This window comes from Shimia sp., from assembly GCF_039969785.1.
Lineage (GTDB): Bacteria > Pseudomonadota > Alphaproteobacteria > Rhodobacterales > Rhodobacteraceae > Shimia.
The window spans coordinates 32,295-52,225 of record NZ_JBDVNC010000008.1; the positions used below are offsets into that span (position 1 = coordinate 32,295).

General features: G+C 56.4%; 22 protein-coding genes. 9 read left to right on the forward strand and 13 right to left on the reverse strand.

Going from position 1 to position 19,931, the window contains the following annotated elements; genetic code table 11:
- Genes ABJI08_RS04610 through ABJI08_RS04625 form a run of 4 tightly spaced genes read right to left on the reverse strand, consistent with a single transcriptional unit; the run spans window position 1 to window position 4,740 of the window.
- Window positions 1-630 (reverse strand): DUF3726 domain-containing protein, encoded by a 630-nt coding sequence (locus ABJI08_RS04610; RefSeq protein WP_348400651.1) that lies wholly within the window; start codon window positions 628-630, stop codon window positions 1-3.
- Entirely contained in the window at window positions 627-2,306 is a 1,680-nt protein-coding gene (locus ABJI08_RS04615) for a hypothetical protein (RefSeq protein WP_348400652.1), read from the reverse strand. The genes ABJI08_RS04610 and ABJI08_RS04615 overlap by 4 nt, the downstream gene beginning before the upstream one ends.
- Window positions 2,307-2,308: 2 nt before the next feature.
- A complete protein-coding gene (locus ABJI08_RS04620) occupies window positions 2,309-3,286 on the reverse strand; it encodes a membrane dipeptidase (RefSeq protein WP_348400653.1) in 978 nt (325 codons plus the stop codon).
- Window positions 3,286-4,740: an aldehyde dehydrogenase family protein gene (locus tag ABJI08_RS04625; RefSeq protein WP_348400684.1), complete on the reverse strand. Its 1,455-nt coding sequence runs from the start codon at window positions 4,738-4,740 to the stop codon at window positions 3,286-3,288. The genes ABJI08_RS04620 and ABJI08_RS04625 overlap by 1 nt, the downstream gene beginning before the upstream one ends.
- A gap of 90 nt (window positions 4,741-4,830) precedes the next feature.
- Between ABJI08_RS04625 and ABJI08_RS04630 the strand changes: the two genes are divergently transcribed.
- The gene (locus tag ABJI08_RS04630; protein WP_348400654.1) at window positions 4,831-5,703 is read left to right on the forward strand and encodes a LysR family transcriptional regulator; all 873 of its coding nucleotides are present in this window, start codon (window positions 4,831-4,833) and stop codon (window positions 5,701-5,703) included.
- Between the two features lie 32 nt (window positions 5,704-5,735).
- Here ABJI08_RS04630 and ABJI08_RS04635 read toward each other — a convergent pair whose 3' ends face one another.
- From ABJI08_RS04635 to ABJI08_RS04645, 3 genes are all read right to left on the reverse strand, one after another.
- Window positions 5,736-7,070 carry an 8-oxoguanine deaminase gene (locus ABJI08_RS04635; protein ID WP_348400655.1) on the reverse strand — a complete coding sequence of 445 codons (1,335 nt, stop codon included), beginning with the start codon at window positions 7,068-7,070 and terminating at the stop codon, window positions 5,736-5,738.
- A gap of 117 nt (window positions 7,071-7,187) precedes the next feature.
- Window positions 7,188-7,982 (reverse strand): histidinol-phosphatase, encoded by a 795-nt coding sequence (gene hisN / locus ABJI08_RS04640; protein WP_348400656.1) that lies wholly within the window; start codon window positions 7,980-7,982, stop codon window positions 7,188-7,190.
- Window positions 7,983-8,039: 57 nt separating this feature from the next.
- Window positions 8,040-8,405, reverse strand: coding sequence for a helix-turn-helix transcriptional regulator (locus tag ABJI08_RS04645; protein ID WP_348400657.1), 366 nt, complete (start codon window positions 8,403-8,405; stop codon window positions 8,040-8,042).
- Window positions 8,406-8,710: 305 nt separating this feature from the next.
- Here ABJI08_RS04645 and ABJI08_RS04650 point away from each other — a divergent pair, with 305 nt between their 5' ends.
- Entirely contained in the window at window positions 8,711-9,676 is a 966-nt protein-coding gene (locus tag ABJI08_RS04650) for an NADPH:quinone oxidoreductase family protein (RefSeq protein WP_348400658.1), read from the forward strand.
- A gap of 26 nt (window positions 9,677-9,702) precedes the next feature.
- On the opposite strand, the gene ABJI08_RS04655 is transcribed toward ABJI08_RS04650, so the two are convergent.
- Window positions 9,703-10,596, reverse strand: a complete 894-nt coding sequence (locus ABJI08_RS04655; RefSeq protein WP_348400659.1) for a LysR family transcriptional regulator — start codon at window positions 10,594-10,596, stop codon at window positions 9,703-9,705.
- 127 nt (window positions 10,597-10,723) lie between these two features.
- Here ABJI08_RS04655 and ABJI08_RS04660 point away from each other — a divergent pair, with 127 nt between their 5' ends.
- Together ABJI08_RS04660 and ABJI08_RS04665 are read left to right on the forward strand one after the other, a co-directional pair.
- Window positions 10,724-10,933 carry a DUF1127 domain-containing protein gene (locus ABJI08_RS04660; RefSeq protein ID WP_348400660.1) on the forward strand — a complete coding sequence of 70 codons (210 nt, stop codon included), beginning with the start codon at window positions 10,724-10,726 and terminating at the stop codon, window positions 10,931-10,933.
- Window positions 10,934-11,074: 141 nt separating this feature from the next.
- Window positions 11,075-11,812, forward strand: a complete 738-nt coding sequence (locus ABJI08_RS04665) for a Bax inhibitor-1/YccA family protein (protein WP_348400661.1) — start codon at window positions 11,075-11,077, stop codon at window positions 11,810-11,812.
- A gap of 296 nt (window positions 11,813-12,108) precedes the next feature.
- Here the strand turns inward: ABJI08_RS04665 and ABJI08_RS04670 are convergent, their stop codons facing one another.
- Window positions 12,109-12,621, reverse strand: a complete 513-nt coding sequence (locus ABJI08_RS04670; protein WP_348400662.1) for a GNAT family N-acetyltransferase — start codon at window positions 12,619-12,621, stop codon at window positions 12,109-12,111.
- Between the two features lie 113 nt (window positions 12,622-12,734).
- On the reverse strand, window positions 12,735-12,902 hold the full coding sequence (gene rpmG / locus ABJI08_RS04675) for a 50S ribosomal protein L33 (RefSeq protein ID WP_106607011.1): 168 nt from the start codon (window positions 12,900-12,902) through the stop codon (window positions 12,735-12,737).
- A gap of 263 nt (window positions 12,903-13,165) precedes the next feature.
- On the opposite strand from rpmG, the gene ABJI08_RS04680 reads away from it, so the two are divergent.
- Window positions 13,166-14,200: an alkane 1-monooxygenase gene (locus ABJI08_RS04680; RefSeq protein WP_348400663.1), complete on the forward strand. Its 1,035-nt coding sequence runs from the start codon at window positions 13,166-13,168 to the stop codon at window positions 14,198-14,200.
- 38 nt (window positions 14,201-14,238) lie between these two features.
- Window positions 14,239-14,631, forward strand: a complete 393-nt coding sequence (locus ABJI08_RS04685; protein ID WP_348400664.1) for a hypothetical protein — start codon at window positions 14,239-14,241, stop codon at window positions 14,629-14,631.
- 4 nt (window positions 14,632-14,635) lie between these two features.
- Here the strand turns inward: ABJI08_RS04685 and xseA are convergent, their stop codons facing one another.
- Window positions 14,636-16,132 carry an exodeoxyribonuclease VII large subunit gene (gene xseA, locus ABJI08_RS04690; RefSeq protein WP_348400665.1) on the reverse strand — a complete coding sequence of 499 codons (1,497 nt, stop codon included), beginning with the start codon at window positions 16,130-16,132 and terminating at the stop codon, window positions 14,636-14,638.
- A 75-nt stretch (window positions 16,133-16,207) separates the two neighbouring features.
- Here xseA and purD point away from each other — a divergent pair, with 75 nt between their 5' ends.
- The 3 genes from purD to ABJI08_RS04705 all read left to right on the forward strand — a co-directional run bounded on the left by purD (window position 16,208) and on the right by ABJI08_RS04705 (window position 18,764).
- On the forward strand, window positions 16,208-17,470 hold the full coding sequence (gene purD, locus ABJI08_RS04695) for a phosphoribosylamine--glycine ligase (protein ID WP_348400666.1): 1,263 nt from the start codon (window positions 16,208-16,210) through the stop codon (window positions 17,468-17,470).
- A gap of 4 nt (window positions 17,471-17,474) precedes the next feature.
- A complete protein-coding gene (locus ABJI08_RS04700) occupies window positions 17,475-18,074 on the forward strand; it encodes a hypothetical protein (RefSeq protein WP_348400667.1) in 600 nt (199 codons plus the stop codon).
- A 69-nt stretch (window positions 18,075-18,143) separates the two neighbouring features.
- The gene (locus tag ABJI08_RS04705) at window positions 18,144-18,764 is read left to right on the forward strand and encodes a LuxR C-terminal-related transcriptional regulator (protein ID WP_348400668.1); all 621 of its coding nucleotides are present in this window, start codon (window positions 18,144-18,146) and stop codon (window positions 18,762-18,764) included.
- On the opposite strand, the gene ABJI08_RS04710 is transcribed toward ABJI08_RS04705, so the two are convergent.
- Window positions 18,761-19,498, reverse strand: coding sequence for a VCBS repeat-containing protein (locus tag ABJI08_RS04710; protein ID WP_348400669.1), 738 nt, complete (start codon window positions 19,496-19,498; stop codon window positions 18,761-18,763). The two genes, ABJI08_RS04705 and ABJI08_RS04710, sit on opposite strands and share 4 nt — an antisense overlap.
- A complete protein-coding gene (locus ABJI08_RS04715) occupies window positions 19,498-19,821 on the reverse strand; it encodes a 2Fe-2S iron-sulfur cluster-binding protein (protein ID WP_348400670.1) in 324 nt (107 codons plus the stop codon). The genes ABJI08_RS04710 and ABJI08_RS04715 overlap by 1 nt, the downstream gene beginning before the upstream one ends.
- Window positions 19,822-19,931: the final 110 nt, after the last annotated feature.

The following is a 19,931-nucleotide window of genomic DNA, read 5'->3' on the forward strand; positions in this document are numbered from 1 at the left end:
TCAGTCATTGTCAGAAAGCCCTGCACCGGCCCCCAGAATTCGGGATTCTTCAGTCGCAGGCGCATAGGTTCTATGTGCAAATCGGTTCAAAATGGCCCAGGCGTCCGGATCAGGGTCGGCGCGGGTTGCAAGGGTGCGCGCCCGGACTGCATCGTTGCTAAACCTGACGGTGATATGCTGCGCTTCATCGGGCAAACGGTCGGTCAAAAACACCTGTGTACCGTCTGTCATTGCTTTCACACCGTCGCACTCAAGCTCTATTGTGCAGTGAACCCGCCTGGCGGCATTCCCAACAAACGCCAACAGCACAACAGGATGCACAAGGCGGTGTAAGACAATGGGCCCACTTTCGAGCACTGCTGCACTGTCAGAAAGCAAAGCCCCGGCCATGACCGGACAAAGAGCATCGTCCGCGCGCCATTCGCCGCCTAAAGAAGTCGGCGTGTGATCCTTTGCCGCCATCCCAAAACCACGCTCCAGCAGGCGGGCAAGTTCACCAACGCCATCCAGCCCTTGCTGACACACCCACCGTGTTGCCTTGGCGGCGTCTTCGCTCAGCCCCCACGCATATCCGGCACCGCGCGTTGCGCGCTTGGCCGTGGCTTCAACCTCGTTCAATGAATAGGTCATTGCGCCACCTCGGGATACACCCACATATCCGCGTTCTGTGTCGTCAGCTCGTCCGGATAGGGCGCGCCCGCATACATGCAAATACGTACCCAGCGATCTGATCGCGGGTCAAAATGTGTAGCGCCAAAGAAAGATAATTTCGCCCGCAGCATATCGATCGGAAGAACCGTATCGCTGATCGTATTGTCGTGAATTTCGCCGTAAGGGGCCACGCCCCCCAACTGCGCCCGCCGGATGGTGTGGCGATGCTCGGGAAGCGTTCGCAAGAAATCTGATATGGGTTGATTGTCGCGAAACCCTGAAAGCGCATGATACGCACGCGCAGCATCCCTTGCCGGCGCCAGCGGCTGTTCATACGCCTCGATGGGTTCCTCAAAGCGTTCCCCCATCCGGGGTTCCAGCTTTTCTTCGGATACGTACCATGCACGCGCACAGTTTTCCGGCACGTCCCAGTCCACCTCAAGTGCCCAGCCAAAGCTGGCGCGCATCAGACTACGCACTTCGCTGACAGGCATAGCGCCATCGATCAGGAATGCCATTGAATTGCTGTCCGCCATGCAAGTGGCCAGCCCATCCACAAGATCAGGGTAAGGTTCAAGCACAAGAGACGCGATAAACTCCTGCCCTTCTTCGCTTAGACTGGATTGCGCCCACGTCACAAGCTGATCCCAGGGGTGTTTCCCGCGCAGCACATCTCCGGACAGGAAATCGTTAATGGCAGCGATATCAGCCGCCAGCATTTTCAGCTTTTTAACCTGCTTGGGATGACCGGATTTCCATTGCGCGATAGACAGTTTGCTCCGCTTCAACACATGAAGAAACACCTTTATTTCATCGTCAGATGCGCGTTCAACATTGCGCACCCGGGCAATCGCCTCTTCCCGGGCCATGATCCAGTTGTTGAACAGAACCGGGTGGTTGATGATAAACGGTGCCATACCCAATCCGGTGGAATTTCCAATGCCCAGCTTGCGGGAGATCTGAGGGTCAAGCTGAACCGTTTGGGCACCGCCCTTGGCATTGGCCATGTGCTGCACCAGATCGCGCACAAATGTACGCGTCAGATAGACCGACAACATTTCAGCCTGAAACGGCACCTGCAATTCCGGGCGATCCGCGATGACCTCGCGATCTGCGGCGCCAAATTTACCCGAGCCATAAACAGCCGTTGTGCGCATCAGATACCCGACATCGTCAATTTGCGTCGGATCAGGCTGCCGCCCGGCGGCTAGGCTGCCGACCACATGCGCCCACAATCGCACGGAACGGTTGGCACGCGACAACGACAACTCACTTTCACTGACACGGCCCGCCTCTTGCAGCGGAACATTTTGGGACAAACGGTCTATATCTGCGGTGCTGGGGATACCATCATACAATGCAAATGTTGCATCCCAGGCTTCGGCAATGACCCGGTCGGATCTCATGTCGGCAGGCAGATCATGCGCAAATGCCACCAGCGAATAGGCTCGGTCTGGCCCCTGTGCCGTATAAACGGCCCGCCCAACTCCCGCGTCGTCAATATCGAACACCGGGCGCGTAAACTGCCATGACTCTGCGGCCATCCGGCGGGTCAGGATGCGCATAAAGCTTAGACGACTCTGATGCAGCGACCCCAGCCGTTTAAGCGTCATCACTTTGGCAGGGTCTCTGCGCGGGATATCAGACACGGCCATGTTCATGCGCTTTGAGGTCCAAAATTGTCTGCGAAAAATCTGTACCAGTTGCCGCCCATAATCCCAGCCACCTCTTCGTCAGACATGCCGACCCGGCGCAATCCATCGCGGATATTGCCAAAGCTCCGGTTGTCTTGAAACCAGTCTGGCATGGCCGGAAAACCGGGATTGCCGGCAGACCCTTCGCCATAATCGATCTGTTTGGTCCAGCGACCGACCCGCATCCATTCAACAATGCTGTCGGGTTGATCCTGGCAAAGGTCGGTGCCAATGCCAAAATGCTCGGGCCCAAAAACTTCGGCAGTGCGGGCAATCATCTCGCAAAAGCTGTCCAGCGTGCACTCCGATTTATCCCTCAGATGATGCGGATACACCGAAAAACCCATCATGCCGCCATTTTCGGTCACGGCGCGGATCACGTCTTCACGCTTGTTCCGCAACGCAGGCGACCATTCATGCGGATTGGCATGTGTGATGGCAATCGGGCGCTCGGACATGTCCGCTGCTTCGACGGTTGAACGATCCGCAGAATGGCTCATATCCACGACCAGACCGACGCGGTTCATCTCTTTGATGACCTGCTTGCCCATCCGCGTGATACCGGTGTCATGCGCTTCGTAACAGCCCGTCGCAAGCAATGACTGATTATTATAGGTCAGCTGCATGAACCGCGCGCCAAGCGTATGCAGTATCTCAACCAGCCCAATATCGTCTTCAATCGGGCTGGGGTTCTGAAAGCCAAAGAACACAGCCGTCCGCCCGCTTGCCCGGGCTTTGTCAATGTCGCTGGCCCACTGACCTTTCATGATCAAATCAGGGTAGTCTTCAAACCATCGGTTCCACTTTTCAAAATTCAGAACCGTTTCGCGGAATGTCTCATGATAGGCGATTGTGGCATGGATTGCGTCCACCCCCCCCTGCCGCAGCTGCCGGAAAATCTTTTCCGACCAGTTGGCATATTGGAGCCCATCAATCAGCATTACACCGGACCCGCGCTGATATAAGCGGTTTTGACAGTGGTATAAAATTCCGCTGCTGCCTTGCCCTGTTCGCGTGGCCCATAAGAACTGTCGCCGCGCCCGCCGAACGGCACGTGGTAATCCGTACCTGCGGTGGGCAGGTTGATGGTCACAACTCCGGTACGTGCGTTGCGGCGGAAATGCGTTGCCCGGGCAAGGCTGGTTGTCACGATGCCGGATGTCAGGCCAAAGTTCGTGTCGTTGACCACCGCCAGCGCCTCGTTATAGCTGCCAACTTTGATCACGCTTGTCAGCGGCGCGAACATTTCTTCGCGGTTGATACGCATACTGTTTGTCGTGTTCAGAAACACGCCGGGTGACATGTAAAACCCGTCATGCGGCATCTCAAGCCGCTGACCACCACAGACCAGTTCCGCGCCTTCGGCCTGCCCGACATCGACATAAGCTAGGTTTTCGCTCAATTGCTGAGCACTGATGACCGGACCAATCTGAGTTCCGGCTTCCAACGCGTGCCCCACCTTCATGGCCTGCGCACCGGCCACCAGTTTGTCGACAAATGCATCATGCACACCCTCGTGCACCACCAAACGCGACGACGCCGTGCATTTCTGTCCGGTACTGCCAAACGCCCCACCCAAGGCCAGCGTCACAGCCAGTTCCAGATCGGCATCGTCCATCACGGCCAGCGCGTTTTTGGATCCCATCTCCATCTGCACCTTGGTCAGGTTCTGAATGGCGGCCGACGCAATCCCCTTGCCAACCGGCACCGACCCAGTGAACGAAATCGCATTCACCTTTGGGCTTTCGACCAGGCGCTGCCCGATAGAGCGCCCCGACCCCATCACCAGACTGAACAACCCTTTGGGTATATCCTGCCGTTCGATGATTTCCGCCAGGGCGACGGCGGAGGCAGGTGTTGCATTGGCCGGCTTCCAGACAACCGCATTGCCATAACAAAGCGCAGGCGCAATTTTCCAGGACGCGGTGGCCGTTGGGAAATTCCAAGGGCTGATGATTGCGACAACGCCAACCGGCTCGCGGCGCACGTCAACTTCGATCCCGTCCCGCACGCTATCGGCATTTTCGCCAATCTGGCGCAGACACTCCGCGGCATAATAAGTAAAGAACTGACCTGCGCGAAACACCTCTCCCTTGCCTTCTGCAACCGGCTTGCCTTCTTCGCGTGACAACAAGGTGCCCAGCTCTTCGGCGCGCGCCATCAGTTCATTGCCAATGTTCATCAACACCGCTTGCTTGCGCTCCAGCCCGTAACCGGCCCACGCCACCTGTGCGATTTCGGCCTGCTCCAGCGTGGCGTCCAGCTGATCAGCGCTGGCTTGCGCAAACATCCCCACCAGATCGGTCAAGTCCGACGGATTACGGTTTTCAATTTCGCTTTCACCAGCTTGCCAGTCGCCAGCAATGAGATTCAGTTTGGTCAAGGTCCGCCCCATTTCCAGAAAAGTTGTTTCCAACAGGATGGACTTCTTGCATGACATCAGTCAAACTCAATTAACTTAACTTAACTTCAGGTATTTTGAAGCGTGAGCATCAAAATCGAAATGCTGAGATGCTTTTGCACAGTCGTGCACACCGGCAATCTGACCGACGCTGCAAATCGTTTGGGTCGCACGCAATCTGCCGTTTCTATGACCTTGAAACAGCTTGAAGATCATCTCGGCAAGAAATTGTTTGAAGGCGAACGCAAGAACAAACTCTCTCCTCTGGGCGAGCAAGTGTTTGAATTGGCTGTGAAACAAGTCAGACGTTTTGACGAGACAGTTCAAAGCATCGAAACCGCCGCAGACGCGTCGCATGGGCATATCCGCATTGCGTCGGTGCCCTCTGTGGCGGCTTTGGTTTTTCCGCAAACTCTGGCGCATATGACCACATCATTTCCCGGCATCAAGGTCGAGCTGCGCGACACTGACACTCAACAGGTTTTGGACGCGCTTGCCGAAGGTAAGGCCGAAGTCGGAATTGCGTCAGGGTTTCATCCGTTGAACGGGGTCCGCGCCGTGCCATTGCTCGAAGACCATTTTGGTCTGGTGTGCGCGTCGGATCATCCACTGAATCAACAGGCCAAGGATCCCGACATCGCAGATGTCTTTGCAGCTCCGTTTGTTCGAAATGCCCTGTGTGACCTGATTGAAACGCCAAAATTTGTGGACGCGCTTAAGCAGGCCGACATCACCATCCACAACACCCATTCGCTGATAACGATGGTGGGCACAAAAGACTGGGTAACAGTCCTGCCGCAAACGGTGACCCGTTTTTTGCCCGCCGACGTTTCGTTCCGACCCATTGTGGATTTGCCGGATAAGCGACAAGTCTACCTGTATGTCAGGGAAAAGGCGCGTTTCAAACAAGCTGCCGAGGAATGCAGCGCGTTTATCCTGTCCACCCGTTTTCACTGAAAGGCAGGCGGACGCGCTGCATCAGACATGATTTAGCCAGCCAACGCGCGGGCCAATGTGTTTTGACGTTCAATCGCGCGCGGCAAATCAAAAGTTGAAACCTGCCCGTCCCGCACCACCTGACGCCCTTCTACAAACAAATCGCGCACCCGCGTTGGTCCTGCCAGCAACAGTGCAGCAGGGTCCCAACTCCCGGCACTTTCAATGCCGCTGACGTCCCAAATCGCAACGTCAGCACGCTTGCCCACAGCGATCTGACCGCAATCGGACCGCCCCAAAACCTCGGCTCCGCCGCGTGTGGCAATTTCCAAAGCTTCGCGGGCGCTCATCGCATCCGCGCCACTTGCAACACGTTGCAACAACAAGACCTGACGCGCTTCGGCCACCAGATTACCCGCATCGTTGCTGGCAGAGCCATCGACCCCCAACCCAACCGGCACGCCTGCATCGCGCATGGCCCGCACCGGTGCGATACCGCTGCCCAACCGACAATTCGAACAAGGGCAATGCGCAACACCGGTGCGCGAACGGGCGAACAGGTCAATCTCCTGACCATCCAGCTTAACACAATGTGCATGCCAGACATCCGCGCCGGTCCATCCCAAATCCTCGGCATACTGGCCGGGGCGACAGCCAAATTTCTCAAGAGAATAGGCTATATCTTCTTCGTTTTCAGCCAGATGGGTGTGCATCATCACACCTTTGTCCCGCGCCAGAACGGCCGCGTCCCGCATCAGTTCGCGGCTGACCGAAAACGGCGAACATGGCGCAACACCCACGCGCACCATGGCTCCCTCAGACCCATCGTGATGGGCATCGATCACCCGGATCGCATCGTTCAGGATGTCGGATTCTTCCTCGACCAAAGCATCGGGCGGCAATCCCCCGTCACTCTCGCCAATGCTCATCGCCCCCCTTGTCGGATGAAAGCGCAAACCAACGTCGCGGGCCGCGTCGATTGTATCGTCCAATCGCGATCCGTTTGGGTAAAGGTACAAATGATCTGAAGTCAGGCTACATCCGGACAACGCCAACTCGGCCAACCCGATCTGCGCTGAGACAAACATTTCCTCTGGCCCAAACCGGGACCAGATCGGGTAAAGCGTCTGAAGCCAGCCAAACAACAGCGCATCCTGCCCCCCGGGAACTGCGCGGGTCAGTGTCTGGTACAGATGATGATGCGTATTCACCAACCCGGGCGTCACCACACAACCACTGGCAAGAATCGCTTCCCCGGTTGTTGCCAGACCCTCTCCGATTTCGACAATCACACCATCGCGCAGACGCACATCGCAATCGACAAGTTCGCGACGAGAATCGTCCATTGTCAGAACGGTTCCGCAGGATTTCAACAGGATTTCAGACATATCAGCCCCTTCACACTCCATTTGACCCGCTTCGGTATGAAGTGTGAAAAGCGCGCCGACAGAATGCGGGCAAAGGACTCGGCGCGGCGATAGTTTAACCGCGCTTGCCGTCCCAATTCAAGTCTGTTGCAAAATGGCCAGCGCTTTGGCATGTAATTCAGCATTCGCTGCAGCAAGCACACGCCCGCCGTCATGCGCCGGATCGCCGCTCCAATCCGTCACGACACCGCCTGCCGCTTCGATCACGGCGATGGGGGCCTGAATGTCATACGCATTCAATTGCGACTCAATCACCAGATCCACCTGCCCGGCTGCAATCAACGCATATGCATAACAATCCATGCCATAGCGTGTCAGCTGCACTGTCTTTGAAACGGCCTCAAATCCTTTGCGATCCTCTGGCGAGCCGACTTCCGGGAACGTGGTAAACAATATTGCCTCAGACAGGTCCGTCGTCCCACGGGTCTTCAGCGCCATGTCACCCTGAGGGCCGGAAACCTGCGCGATGCCAAATCCACCAACAAACCGTTCCTGGATATATGGTTGGTCAACGATACCAAATATCGGACCTGTCTCGTCTGACGCCGCGATCAACACGCCCCACGTAGGAGTGCCGCTGATAAACCCTCGGGTGCCATCAATCGGATCAAGCACCCAGGTCAGGCCACTGGTGCCTTCGGTTACGCCAAATTCCTCGCCCAGAATGCCGTCATCAGGGCGCTCATCAGACAAAATTCCGCGCATCGCTTGCTCAGCAGCCCGGTCTGCCACTGTGACCGGATCAAACCCGTCTTCGAGTTTGTTTTCGGCCGCCAGCCCGGCTTGTCGAAAATGGGGTAGAATCGCAATTCGAGCAGCGTCTGCCATCGCATGCGCTACTCGAACAATATCCTTAGTGTCGGAACGTCTCACTTGAATTGCCCTCGCCCTTGGCCGCACAGTCAGCGCTAGCCCAAGGGGGAAGAAAACTCAAGCTACGTCGCTTAAAACCCGCGCAAGTTCAAACAACCTGCGGCGTTGGTTTTCCGGAATTGCGTAATAGGACCTGATCAGATCAAGAGCCTCTTTGTCGCCCATCAGATCAGCAGGCACTTTCTTAGACAGTTCACCTTCCTGAGCGTCCAGACCTTCAAAGAAAAAGCTGACCGGAACATCCAGCGCATCCGCTATGTCCCAAAGCCGCGAAGCGCTTACCCGGTTTGCACCGGTCTCATATTTCTGGATTTGCTGGAATTTAATGCCAACTTGTTCTGCCAGCTGTTGTTGGGTCATCCCCGTCAGCCACCGACGCTGACGAATTCGTTTCCCAACATGCACATCTACCGGGTGCGTCATTACACGACTCCTCTGTTACCTGTACTCGGCCTTGACCGACACGCGCGCCAAATTCAAAGCCCGGCGCGCGACACTCTTGTAATGTCGCTGCGCATCCCGACAGCGATGCCCCACTCTAACAGCTTTGACCTTGCAATCAAGAATTTTGATACAAGCCAACGGTTAACGAATTGCCTACCGTTTCAATCATTACTTGTTTCTGATTCGGGACCATGAGTCGCTAACTGGCACTAAACGACATCTGCTTTTGACACAGTCTGGCACTCACGTGTAGTCAACTGACATCACATAGGAGAAATCACGGCATGCGCGCCTATCAGGTCACCTCGCACGATTCGCCCCCTTCGATCGCAGATATCCCGCGCCCGGCTCCGGAAAAGGGAGAGATTCGTATTAGAATCCGGGCCTGTGCACTCAACTTCGCGGACCTGTTGATGATCAAAGGCACCTATCAGGATACGCCTCCACTCCCGTTTGCGCTGGGTATGGAAGTTGCAGGCGAGATTGACGCGATTGGGCCTGACACAACAGCGCCGCCCATCGGCACGCGTATAGTTGTTTTCGGTGGCAAGGGCGGGTTGGCCGAGTTTGGGTGTTACCCCGCTGATCGCGCCGTACCACTCCCGTCAGAGATGAGTTTCGAACACGCCGCTGCATTCCCAGTTGCCTATGGCACCAGCCACGTCGCGCTGGACCATCGCGCCAGGCTGCAACCCGGGGAAAACCTGTTGGTTCTGGGGGCTGCAGGTGGGGTCGGGTTAACGGCGGTCGAAATCGGCAAACTGATGGGCGCCAATGTCATTGCCTGTGCCCGTGGCCAGGCCAAACTGGATGTCGCGAAACAAGCAGGTGCCGATCACCTTGTAGATGCCCGGACAGACGATATCCGCGAGGCGGTCAAATCTCTGGGTGGCGCTGATGTGGTTTATGACCCCGTAGGCGGCGATCAGTTCAAAGCAGCCTTTCGGGCCTGTCGCCCAGAGGCGCGATTGCTGCCCATCGGTTTTGCATCCGGTGACGTACCCTCGATTCCGGCCAACCATCTGCTGGTGAAAAACCTGACCGTTATGGGCCTCTACTGGGGCGGCTACATGGCTTTCAAACCGTCAATTGTCACCAAAAGCATGGAAACACTTTTTGATTGGTATCGCGCGGGTAAGATCCGCCCACATGTCAGCCATGTTCTGCCGCTGGAAGAAAGCGCAGCAGCCTGTGAACTGCTGCGCAGCCGTCAATCGACGGGCAAAGTGGTGGTACGGCCCGACCGATAGTCAATGCGGGACCACCCGGGCACGTTTCAGCCCACCATATCCAGCCGAACTGAATGCTCTTTGCGGACGCGCATTGGGTGGAACCCGTTTCTGATCAGCGTGGCCAGATGGGCAATCACATCGCCCTTGGATTCATCAGCCCCATACATATTGATGTACTGCTCTCCCAAATCCGGCAATGCCCCGCCGTGATCAATGACTTCCATTTGCATGGGCTCGGTGCCTTCAATCATTGCACCAACGCCCAGATCAGCCGCGATTGTCGCCTCAACCGTGCGATCTGATTCTGTCTCCAAGGCAGATTCCCATTCGATTCCGGCCTTATCCAATGCCGCCAGCGCGCGGGGGCGGAACAGACAATGGCGCCCGGAGGCAAATTGCAGCGGTCTTCGGCGCCAGCTCGCACCACCCGGTGCCCCGATCCACGACAGGGGCAGCTTAACCAAACCCTCTGCATCCTCAGGCTTTTCACCTTCTGTTGTCAGGATCAGATCCATCTCGCCCTTTTGAAACTGCTGCTTCAGTCCCAGCGTAAAAGACGAGTACAAATGCACTTTGACCCGCGGGAACGCGGCGTTGAATTGCTGCAAGACACGGGGAATCGCCGGATAAACGATGTCATGGGGAACTCCGAGCGAAACTTCCCCCTCAAATTCATCATCCGTCAGGCGGCGCATGATCTCGTCATTCAGCGTCACCATACGACGCGCATAGCCCAGCATCTGCTCGCCGGCAGGCGTAAGCGCAATGCCACGTCCGCTGCGATCCAACAGCTGAACACCGATTAACTCTTCCAGTCTTTTCAACTGCATCGACACCGCCGATTGGGTCAGATGCAGAAATCCGGCCGCTTTTGTTACACCACCTAAATCCGCCACAGCCACAAAACTGCGCAGGGTCGTTACATCGAGATTTCTCATATCATCAGCATCCTTGATGTATAACGTCACAACTATTCGTTTTCAAAATAGATCACAGCACTGCATATATATCAAGTAATTTGATGAACCACGAAAAACTCATCGCAAACAACGAAAGGACATGACCATGAATCTTTACAGCACACTCAATCGTCGCTCCGGCTTTTCAACAAACCGGATGCCCTCGCTCTTCAAAGCACTGGCCGTCCTGCGGCAACGCCGTGCGCTGGCCAGGCTGGACAATGCTGCATTGGCAGATTTGGGCCTGACACGCGCTGATGTAAGCCGCGAACTCAAACGCCCAATCTGGGATGTGCCCTCAAACTGGCGCGGCTGATCGGACATAACGGAGCTCGTTTAGGGAAAATCGCATCAACATGTCGCGAAATCCTTGAAAACGGCACCAATCTCACCGATATTCATACTAACGGCTGCCAGAGCGATCTGGCGGCCACTTGGTTTAATATCGGAGGCTTGAATGGCTGAATTTGACACAATCCGGAGCGGTGCCGGCACACGCACGGCCCAGATTGACGAAGGGCTACGCGCCCACATGAACAAAGTCTACGGCACAATGTCCGTAGGTATGCTGATCACCTTTGCCGTGGCATGGGCAGTTGGCAGTACCCCTGCATTGCTGGGCCTGTTCCGCGATCCGGCCACTTTGCAACCAAACATTCTGGGGTGGATCGTGATGTTCGCGCCTCTGGGCATGGTATTTGCCTTTGGTGCCGCGATTAACCGTCTGTCGGCTGCGGCTGCACAGTTGTTCTTTTACGCCTTTGCGGCTGTCATGGGCCTGTCATTGTCGTGGATTTTCGTTGCCTTTACAGGGTACTCAATCGCTCAGGTCTTCCTTGTGACATCTATCGCTTTCGCGGGCCTGTCGCTTTGGGGCTATACCACTAAGAAAGATATTTCGGGTTGGGGTTCGTTCCTGATCATGGGTGTGATCGGTATCCTGGTCGCTTCAATCGTCAATATCTTCCTCGGTTCACCAGCGATTCAGTTTGCGATCTCGATCCTGGGTGTTCTGATTTTTGCCGGCCTCACCGCCTATGACACGCAAAAAATCAAAGCGACCTACCTGCAGATGGCACATTCCGGCGATCAGGAATGGCTGGGCAAAGCGGCGATCATGGGTGCGCTTAACCTCTACCTCGACTTCATCAACATGTTCATGTTCCTGTTGTCGCTGTTTGGTAACCGCGAATAAGACGTTAGACATTTCGATGTCCCACAAGGGCCGGTCCGTTGGACCGGCCCTTTTTCATGCCAAACCGGATCAGGCCACCGCAAGAAGCCTCGCAATAGCCACGGTTTCTGGCTCACACCGTGCCGGAATGGAACATTGAGGCCGCAGACGCGTAGGTCTCGCCGTGGGTCAACTGGTCTGGCGCGCTGAGACGGTTCAGGTCAGGCACCGCCGAACCGGCGTGTGACACCCGCTCTGGCGGTGTGCGGCTGTTTGATCTGCATGGGCACAAAGCGCATGGGGAAATCAATCCCTGGTCATACGTCGGACCGCACCATCTGGATCGCCGGGAAAAACACACCCGGTGCCAGCGTCAGCTCTATTTCGCCCAGTTCATCAAATCCCATCGCCTTGTAAAAGGCGCGCGCCGTCAGCGTGCTCATACAGTGCATTTTCAGGATGCCATGCGCCCGCGCTGACGCGACGGTGTGCTCTATCAAGGCGCGCGCCACCCCTCGCCTCAACCAACCTGGATGGGTGGCCACGTGGCGCACATGGCCTTCTCCGGCACCATTGACCCCACGTGTCGGGCTAAGGTCGGTCCAGCCGCCAGCGCCAACAATCTCTGTGCTGTTTTCAGACTGCGCCACAAAATAGGTGCCACATGCCAATAAAGACGGTTGTGCGGTCGTAATCACCGGCAACACGTCGCGCAGCAGTCGCGCATCATAGTTTTCAGAAAGAAGTTCGGGATATGAACGCCGGAACAGCTGAGTGACCTGCGATCTGTCCTCGATTGCGGCGGGGCGGATAAAGAAATTCTGTGACATCGTGACATCCTGAAACCTTCTTGAAGAAAATTCAGGGCGCGGTGTCTGGTCTTAAAAACAAAAAGCCGCGTCCTGGTTTGGCGCGGCTTTTGCATGTGTCTGAAAGGGTGATCTTACTTGATCTTGCCTTCCTTGTACTCGACATGCTTACGCAACACCGGATCATACTTTCGTACGACCATCTTTTCGGTCATTGTGCGTGCGTTTTTCTTGGTCACGTAGAAATGGCCCGTGCCCGCGGTCGAGTTCAGACGGATCTTGATGGTCGTCGGCTTCGCCATTTGTCTTCTCCTGCGCCGAAGCTGTCACAACAGCCTCGTGAAAATCTCATGAAGCCTGCCTTTTAATGATGCATGGGTCCGAGTCAATGGGGGTATCCCAATAAACTTGACCGCATCACGCATTTCTTCACAATTGTACCACCTGCGCCGGTCTTCGCATGTTTTTGCCGCCTTCATCCGGTGGAAACTCTTTGCTCCTATTGTCTCACCATCGGCCATGTGACCTAATGGCATCAACCCTTTCCAGCCGCAGAGAATCAAGCATGCTTTGGTTCACCTTCGCCACTGCCATCTCAGTTGCCCTGCTGGCTACGGCCGGTTTTGTCGGTGGCATCTGGCCTCTGGCTGCTTTTTGCTATTTGACCATTTTTACATTCGCAATGGACGCACTGATTCACGGCGCAGTCGCCCGCAAACAGTCCAATGGCGAATTTCCTGTTGGGGAAGGTCTCGCCATCACACTTGGGCTGTCGCATTTTGCCCTATTGGGCGTAGCCGTGTTTGCTGTCTCCGGGGCTGGCTCGCACGATTTGCCCGAACGGGTGCTCTGCTTCTTCGCATTTGGCATCTTCTTTGGTCAGATCAGCAATGCCAACGCGCACGAGCTGATCCACAAACAAAACCGCTGGCCGCGCTGGCTTGGGACACTGGTCTATGTATCTTTGTTGTTCGGCCACCACACCTCCGCTCATCCCCGGGTGCACCATGTCTGGGTTGCCACACCCAAAGACCCCAATTCCCCCCTGCCCGGCGAAGGATTCTATCGGTTTTGGCCTCGCGCGTGGGTTGGGTCGTTTGTTCAGGGCCTCAAGGCCGAAAACGCTTTGCGCGCACGTACCACCACGCCAAAGCCAATGTGGACGCATCCCTATGCGCTCTACGTCGGTGGCGCCGGGGGAGTTATGCTGTTGGCGATGGCATCTTTCGGAATGGCGGGGCTAGTCGCCCTGATCGCATTAACAAGCTACGCCCAGATGCAGCTGTTGATGTCAGACTATGTGCAGCATTATGGCCTGAAACGCGCTTATGACGTTGACGGCAAGCCAGAGCCGGTGTCCCCCGCGCACAGTTGGAATGCGCCGCATTTCTATTCGTCTGCGCTGATGCTGAACGCACCGCGCCACTCAGACCATCACATGCACCCGCTGCGCACATATCCCGCGCTTCAGCTGGATGCTGCGACAATGCCCATACTGCCCCGGTCGCTGCCCACAATGGGGGCAATTGCGCTGATCCCGCCACTCTGGCGCCGTATCATGGATCCCCGCGCGGCAGCCTTTCGTCGTTCACGCGAATGAGACTGGAACTTGCCAACCGTCTTTGGCAGCATAGATTTATGAAACATCTTCTCCTGACCGCCTGCCTGCTTGGCACAAATGTATCTGCCCAATCCGCTATGACCGGACCGGAATTTGATGCCTACACTCAAGGCAAAACGCTGTTCTTTGCGGCAGATGGCCAACAATATGGTGTCGAAGAATACTTGCCGGACAATCGGGTGCGCTGGTCCTTTATGGATGGGCAATGCAAAGAAGGTCTTTGGTATGAGCAAGCAAACCAAATCTGCTTTGTTTACGAAGACAGCGTCCGCCCGCAGTGCTGGAGCTTTTATCTCAGCCCAGGGGGCATATCAGCTGTTTTCGAAGACAATTCCGATGGGCGTGTGCTGTACGAGGTACAAGCCAGTTCCGAGGAAATGATCTGTCTTGGCCCGGAGGTCGGCGTCTGAGAGTTCAGAACAGATTGCCCTGATCCGGCATATCTTCTGGGTCAGACTTCTTTTTGGGCTTTGGTTTTGGCGCAGGCGCGCCACCCGGCTCAAATCGGCCATCGGCAAATTCGATCTCAATTGTCGCCGCTTTTTTAGCTGCGGCAACCGATTTAACCAACGCTCCATCGCCGCGCACCACGGCATAGCCGCGCTGCAACGTCGCCTCATACCCCAACGTCTGACGCATACGCTCCAGCGCATCTAACCGCTCTTTCTGTACTTCGATCCGCCGGGTGCCCGCCTCAAACAGACGGCGGGACAAATCCGCAAGCTTCTCCTGGCGACGGCCGTTTTCGCGCAACAACGCCTCGGGCCGCAGCCGGTCGGAACGACGCCCCAATCCTTCGCGCTTGGCTTCGATAATACGCCGCAATGTGCTGGCGCGCAGCGTTCCACTAACTTCTGACAGCTTCACTTTACGGTTTTGCACACCGGCAACCAAAGCACGCGGCAGCCGGTCTGAGGCCTCATCCAGCCGCTGACGCGGCGTCTGCAACAACGCATCAGAGCGCGGCAAGGCGCGCGACAGATCACGCAATCTCTGACCGCGCAGGCTCACTGTGTTGCCCATGGCCCGCGTCAACCGCGCGCCCTGTTCTTCCACCCATGCCAACAGCTCCAACCGCACCGGCACCGCCAGCTCCGCCGCTGCCGTGGGTGTCGGGGCGCGTTTATCTGAGACAAAGTCAATCAGCGTTGTATCGGTCTCGTGTCCAACCGCAGAAATCAAAGGGATCTCTGATGCCGCCGCCGCCCGCGCAACAACCTCTTCGTTAAACCCCCACAAGTCTTCGATACTGCCGCCACCGCGCGCCACAATCAGCAAATCAGGACGCGGGATCGCCCCGCCCGGGGTCAGGCGGTTGAAACCTTCGATGGCGCGCGCAACCTGCGGCGCGCATTGCTCTCCTTGCACCGCAACCGGCCAAATCAGCACCTTGCGCGGAAACCGATCCCGCAGCCGATGCAGGATGTCCCGGATCACTGCCCCCGAAGGCGATGTCACAACGCCAATAACCTCCGGCAGATATGGCAATGCCGCTTTTCGATCTTCGGCAAACAACCCCTCGCCAGCCAGTTGTTTCTTGCGCTTCTCCAACATCGCCATCAGCGCGCCTTCGCCCGCGACGGTCACATCATCCACGTTGATCTGATATTTCGACTGGCTGCCAAAAGTCGTCAGCTTGCCCGTGACAACCACTTCCATACCCTCTTCGGGCATCATCGAAAGACGGCTCACCTGCCCCTTCCAACTGACCGCCGCAATCACGGACCGGTCGTCTTTGACGTCAAAATACAGATGCCCCGAGCGCGCCAGCATCACCCGGCCCACCTCGCCGCGCACCCGCACACGGCCAAATGCACCCTCAATGGTGCGTTTCAGAGCGCCCGAGATTTCAGAAACACTGAATTCCGGTGCATTTTCACCCTCAGAAGGGGAATCGATGAGGTCGGACATTTGGCCTCGCTTGTAAGACGTCGCGCCAGAGCTTAGAACGCCCGCAACCGAAGGCCAAGCAGAAGGGCGACCCCCATGAACATTCTCATTCTCGGCAGCGGCGGACGCGAACATGCGCTGGCATGGGCTGTGCTGCAAAATCCAAAATGTGACAAGCTGATTGTTGCACCGGGAAATGCCGGGATCGCCAAAATTGCGGATTGTGCCGATATCGACATTATGCAGGGCGGCGCCGTGGTCAGCTTTGCCGAAGAAAACGCCATCGATTTTGTGATTGTCGGCCCCGAAGCGCCACTTGCCGTCGGGGTGGCTGATCGCCTGCGCGAAGCTGGCATTCTGGTCTTTGGCCCCTCGTCCGGTGCTGCCAGACTCGAAGCCTCAAAAAGCTTTACCAAAGAAATCTGTGACGCTGCCAATGCGCCAACGGCTGCCTATGGACATTTTAGAGACGCCGATGCTGCCAAGGCCTATATCCGCGAACAGGGCGCGCCCATCGTGGTCAAGGCCGACGGGTTGGCGGCTGGCAAAGGCGTGATTGTAGCGATGGACGAACAGACCGCGCTGGACGCCATTGACGACATGTTCAGCGGCGCTTTTGGCGGTGCGGGTGCAGAGGTCGTGGTTGAAGAGTTCATGGATGGCGAAGAAGCGTCCTTCTTTATCCTTTGCGATGGCAATACTGCCCTGCCATTTGGCACCGCACAAGACCATAAACGTGTGGGTGAAGGCGACACCGGCCCCAACACCGGCGGCATGGGCGCGTATTCCCCCGCTCCAGTTCTGACAGACGAGATCGCGCAAAAAGCATTGGACGAAATTGTCCAGCCAACCATGGATGAAATGGCCAAACGCGGCATGCCGTATCAAGGTGTGCTCTATGTGGGTCTGATGATCAAAGATGGCCAGCCACGGTTGGTGGAATACAACGTGCGCTATGGCGACCCGGAATGTCAGGTGCTGATGTTGCGTTTGGGGGCACAGGCCATGGACCTGATGCATGCCGCAGCAGAACAACGTTTGGATGATGCACAGGTCAACTGGGCCGACGACCACGCTGTCACGGTTGTCATGGCCGCCAATGGCTATCCCGGCAGCTATGAAAAAGGCAGCGTGATTAAGGGGCTGGATGGCCTGCCCGAAGACAGCAAAAACATGGTGTTTCACGCAGGCACAACCGCGCAAAACGGCATGATCACCGCAACCGGCGGGCGGGTTCTGAACGTCACAGCGCGCGGCGCAACGCTTCAGGAAGCGCGCGACAACGCCTATGGCATGATCGATCAGATTGACTGGCCTGAGGGCTTTTACCGGAGCGATATTGGCTGGCGGGCACTCTGAATCTATGTCTGACTTTCGCTTTCAACCGACGCCTTTCAGTTCTGAATGGGCGTTCCGGTTGGAAGCGGCTCAGCTGACATGCCACAAGGGCGACGCCCGGCAGTGGTCGGTCCGGCTAAGTGACATCAAACGCACCGCCTTTGTGTCGTACAAATCGCGCGGACGTATGTTGTGGAGACTGGATCTGATCACGGCGGATCAAACCTTACACATCAGCACCAATCTGCCTACAAAAGACGCATATCTTGACGATAATTTTACGGCTTTTCATGGCTTGGCCACGGCACTTGCAACCGTGCTCGACGCCCTGAATCCCAACATGCAAGTTGGCGTTGGCGAACATGGTGCGGCGCGCAAGGCCATGTTCGGTATCGGTATTGTCTCGGCTCTGGGTGGGGCTGGGCTTTTTGTTGCGGCCCTTTTCACTGGCGTCTCTTCCACCAAAATGGCCGGGGCGGCTGTCCCACTTTTGGGCCTGACGGTTCTGGGCGGTATGTTGATCCGCTCCAACCACCCATGGAAGGCACCAACAACCGTTGCGCTAACACTTTTGCCTCAGGTTTTGACCTATCTCGCCGGCAGCACACCATCAGAACATGGCTGAGCAAAGCGTTTGCCTGTCAGTGCACCGCGCACTACTCTGCCCTCACAAGGGCTAGCAGGGACAGGGCACATGACCGATTTGCCGACAGTCGAAGACGCCTATCAATCAAGCGATTTCACGGAGCTGGCCTTTCAATTTGTGCCGGTTGGGATCGTTGTGACCGAAAACCGCGTCATCCGGGACTGCAACGAAACATTTGCCCATATGTTCGACTATGACCGGGACGACCTGCGCAACCAGACTTTTGCCATCCTCTATCCCACACAGGAAGAATTCGCCAATATCCGAAATCGCGGTATCCAATGCCTGCGCGAGGGCGGGATTTACTGGGATGAACGGGTGATGATGCGCAAGGACGGCGATATGTTCTGGTGCCGTGTGCGTGGCCATTCATTTACTCCCCAAGACCCGCTGATGCGCGCAGTCTGGAGCTTTGCCGATCTTTCTGACACCCGCCCCTATCAGCAACTGACCCGCCGCGAACGCGAAGTGTTTTCGCTGATGAGCGAAGGAATGACTTCCAAGGAAATTGCGCGGATCCTGAAAATGTCCAATCGCACGGTCGAAGTGCATCGCGCTAAGCTTTTGAAGAAATTTGGCGCCAGTAATACGGCCGCCCTGTTCCAGTCGCTGGGAACGATTGGCGGTGATCACGTGATCAATGCGGGGCATCAGTTCTCGGCGCGTTAGTTACGGCACTTCATTGCGTTTTCAAGGTTTCGCTTGCTTTTGAATGGTCCCGCATCGCGTGTCGTCAGCGTCTTGCCAGACAATTCTGTCACCATGATCCGGCTCCAGTCGCTATTGACCGTCACCATTTCAGGTTTCCCGTTGCAGTCCCGAATGCCGCCGGAAATGAAATCCTCACCAATGCGATGATTGGTCAAACCCTTTTTGTCGGCCACATGAACAAGACGTCCATTGTCAAACCGCCAGACACGCAGCGTTCTTGCCAGATGTGGGCGATCGATATAGGCCAGCTCAACCTTGCCATCCCCATCCAGATCAGCCGCACCCAGCGGCGCCAGCCACCGGTTCGAACGTCCGATATATGGCGTCTGGGCGACCTTTCCGGTTTCGTCATAAATGGCCAGCGCGGCGCCCTTGGACATATTTGTCTCGACAACGATGACCTCTGGTGCACCGTCATTGTCGACGTCTGCAAGCCGTGGCGCGATGTCTTCGAAAACGTGGGTGTCTGGCAAGGTGATGGTGATATTGGCGGTCTTGATCCGCGCACAGGCCGGGCACGTGTCAACGTACAGGGTCAAGGTGCCCCATTCAACGGCATCCCCAAGAACGCCATGCGCATAGCGCCCGGTTGGATCCGCGTAGGTCGCTGAAAGTATCTCACGGTCATTTTGGGGACCGGCCCAAACCGGTCCTGCCAGCAATGCGGCGGCAATAATGACCGCGCGCAGCATCAGATCTGCTTTTCGGGCATCTGAACGATCAGACCTTCCAGCGCATCGGTAACTTTGACCTGACAAGTCAAACGTGATCGGGCGGGATCGGGCTCATAGGCGAAATCCAGCATGTCCTCTTCCATGTCATCCTTAGCAGGCAGCTTTTCTACCCAATCAGGATGCACATAGACGTGGCAAGTCGAACAGGCGCACGCGCCGCCGCAATCTGCTTCAATGCCCGGAATGTTGTTGTCGCGCGCGCCTTCCATCACGGTCAGGCCATTGGCGACGTTGACCACATGTTCGGTTCCGTTGTGCTCGACATAGGTGATTTTAGCCATGCCTGCGGCTCCCTTCGAAAAAATCAGTCCGCTCTTACCTAGTCAAGCTATGCCCCGCCTTCCAGCCCCTTTTGCGATGCAGGCCTTGCTCGCTTGCGAAAAAATCAATT

Excerpts from the sequence above, each read along its gene's own strand:
- ABJI08_RS04685 (WP_348400664.1), top strand. The coding sequence starts at position 14,239 with ATGAAACATCTTCTCCTGACCGCCTGCCTGCTTGGCACAAATGTATCT.
- ABJI08_RS04700 (WP_348400667.1), top strand. The coding sequence starts at position 17,475 with ATGTCTGACTTTCGCTTTCAACCGACGCCTTTCAGTTCTGAATGGGCG.
- ABJI08_RS04710 (WP_348400669.1), bottom strand. The coding sequence starts at position 19,498 with ATGCTGCGCGCGGTCATTATTGCCGCCGCATTGCTGGCAGGACCGGTT.
- ABJI08_RS04715 (WP_348400670.1), bottom strand. The coding sequence starts at position 19,821 with ATGGCTAAAATCACCTATGTCGAGCACAACGGAACCGAACATGTGGTC.
- ABJI08_RS04610 (WP_348400651.1), bottom strand. The coding sequence starts at position 630 with ATGACCTATTCATTGAACGAGGTTGAAGCCACGGCCAAGCGCGCAACG.
- ABJI08_RS04635 (WP_348400655.1), bottom strand. The coding sequence starts at position 7,070 with ATGTCTGAAATCCTGTTGAAATCCTGCGGAACCGTTCTGACAATGGAC.
- ABJI08_RS04615 (WP_348400652.1), bottom strand. The coding sequence starts at position 2,306 with ATGGCCGTGTCTGATATCCCGCGCAGAGACCCTGCCAAAGTGATGACG.
- xseA (WP_348400665.1), bottom strand. The coding sequence starts at position 16,132 with ATGTCCGACCTCATCGATTCCCCTTCTGAGGGTGAAAATGCACCGGAA.
- ABJI08_RS04670 (WP_348400662.1), bottom strand. The coding sequence starts at position 12,621 with ATGTCACAGAATTTCTTTATCCGCCCCGCCGCAATCGAGGACAGATCG.
- ABJI08_RS04650 (WP_348400658.1), top strand. The coding sequence starts at position 8,711 with ATGCGCGCCTATCAGGTCACCTCGCACGATTCGCCCCCTTCGATCGCA.
- ABJI08_RS04655 (WP_348400659.1), bottom strand. The coding sequence starts at position 10,596 with ATGAGAAATCTCGATGTAACGACCCTGCGCAGTTTTGTGGCTGTGGCG.
- rpmG (WP_106607011.1), bottom strand. The coding sequence starts at position 12,902 with ATGGCGAAGCCGACGACCATCAAGATCCGTCTGAACTCGACCGCGGGC.
- ABJI08_RS04620 (WP_348400653.1), bottom strand. The coding sequence starts at position 3,286 with ATGCTGATTGATGGGCTCCAATATGCCAACTGGTCGGAAAAGATTTTC.
- ABJI08_RS04665 (WP_348400661.1), top strand. The coding sequence starts at position 11,075 with ATGGCTGAATTTGACACAATCCGGAGCGGTGCCGGCACACGCACGGCC.
- ABJI08_RS04680 (WP_348400663.1), top strand. The coding sequence starts at position 13,166 with ATGCTTTGGTTCACCTTCGCCACTGCCATCTCAGTTGCCCTGCTGGCT.
- ABJI08_RS04660 (WP_348400660.1), top strand. The coding sequence starts at position 10,724 with ATGAATCTTTACAGCACACTCAATCGTCGCTCCGGCTTTTCAACAAAC.
- ABJI08_RS04705 (WP_348400668.1), top strand. The coding sequence starts at position 18,144 with ATGACCGATTTGCCGACAGTCGAAGACGCCTATCAATCAAGCGATTTC.
- ABJI08_RS04625 (WP_348400684.1), bottom strand. The coding sequence starts at position 4,740 with ATGGGGCGGACCTTGACCAAACTGAATCTCATTGCTGGCGACTGGCAA.
- ABJI08_RS04645 (WP_348400657.1), bottom strand. The coding sequence starts at position 8,405 with ATGACGCACCCGGTAGATGTGCATGTTGGGAAACGAATTCGTCAGCGT.
- purD (WP_348400666.1), top strand. The coding sequence starts at position 16,208 with ATGAACATTCTCATTCTCGGCAGCGGCGGACGCGAACATGCGCTGGCA.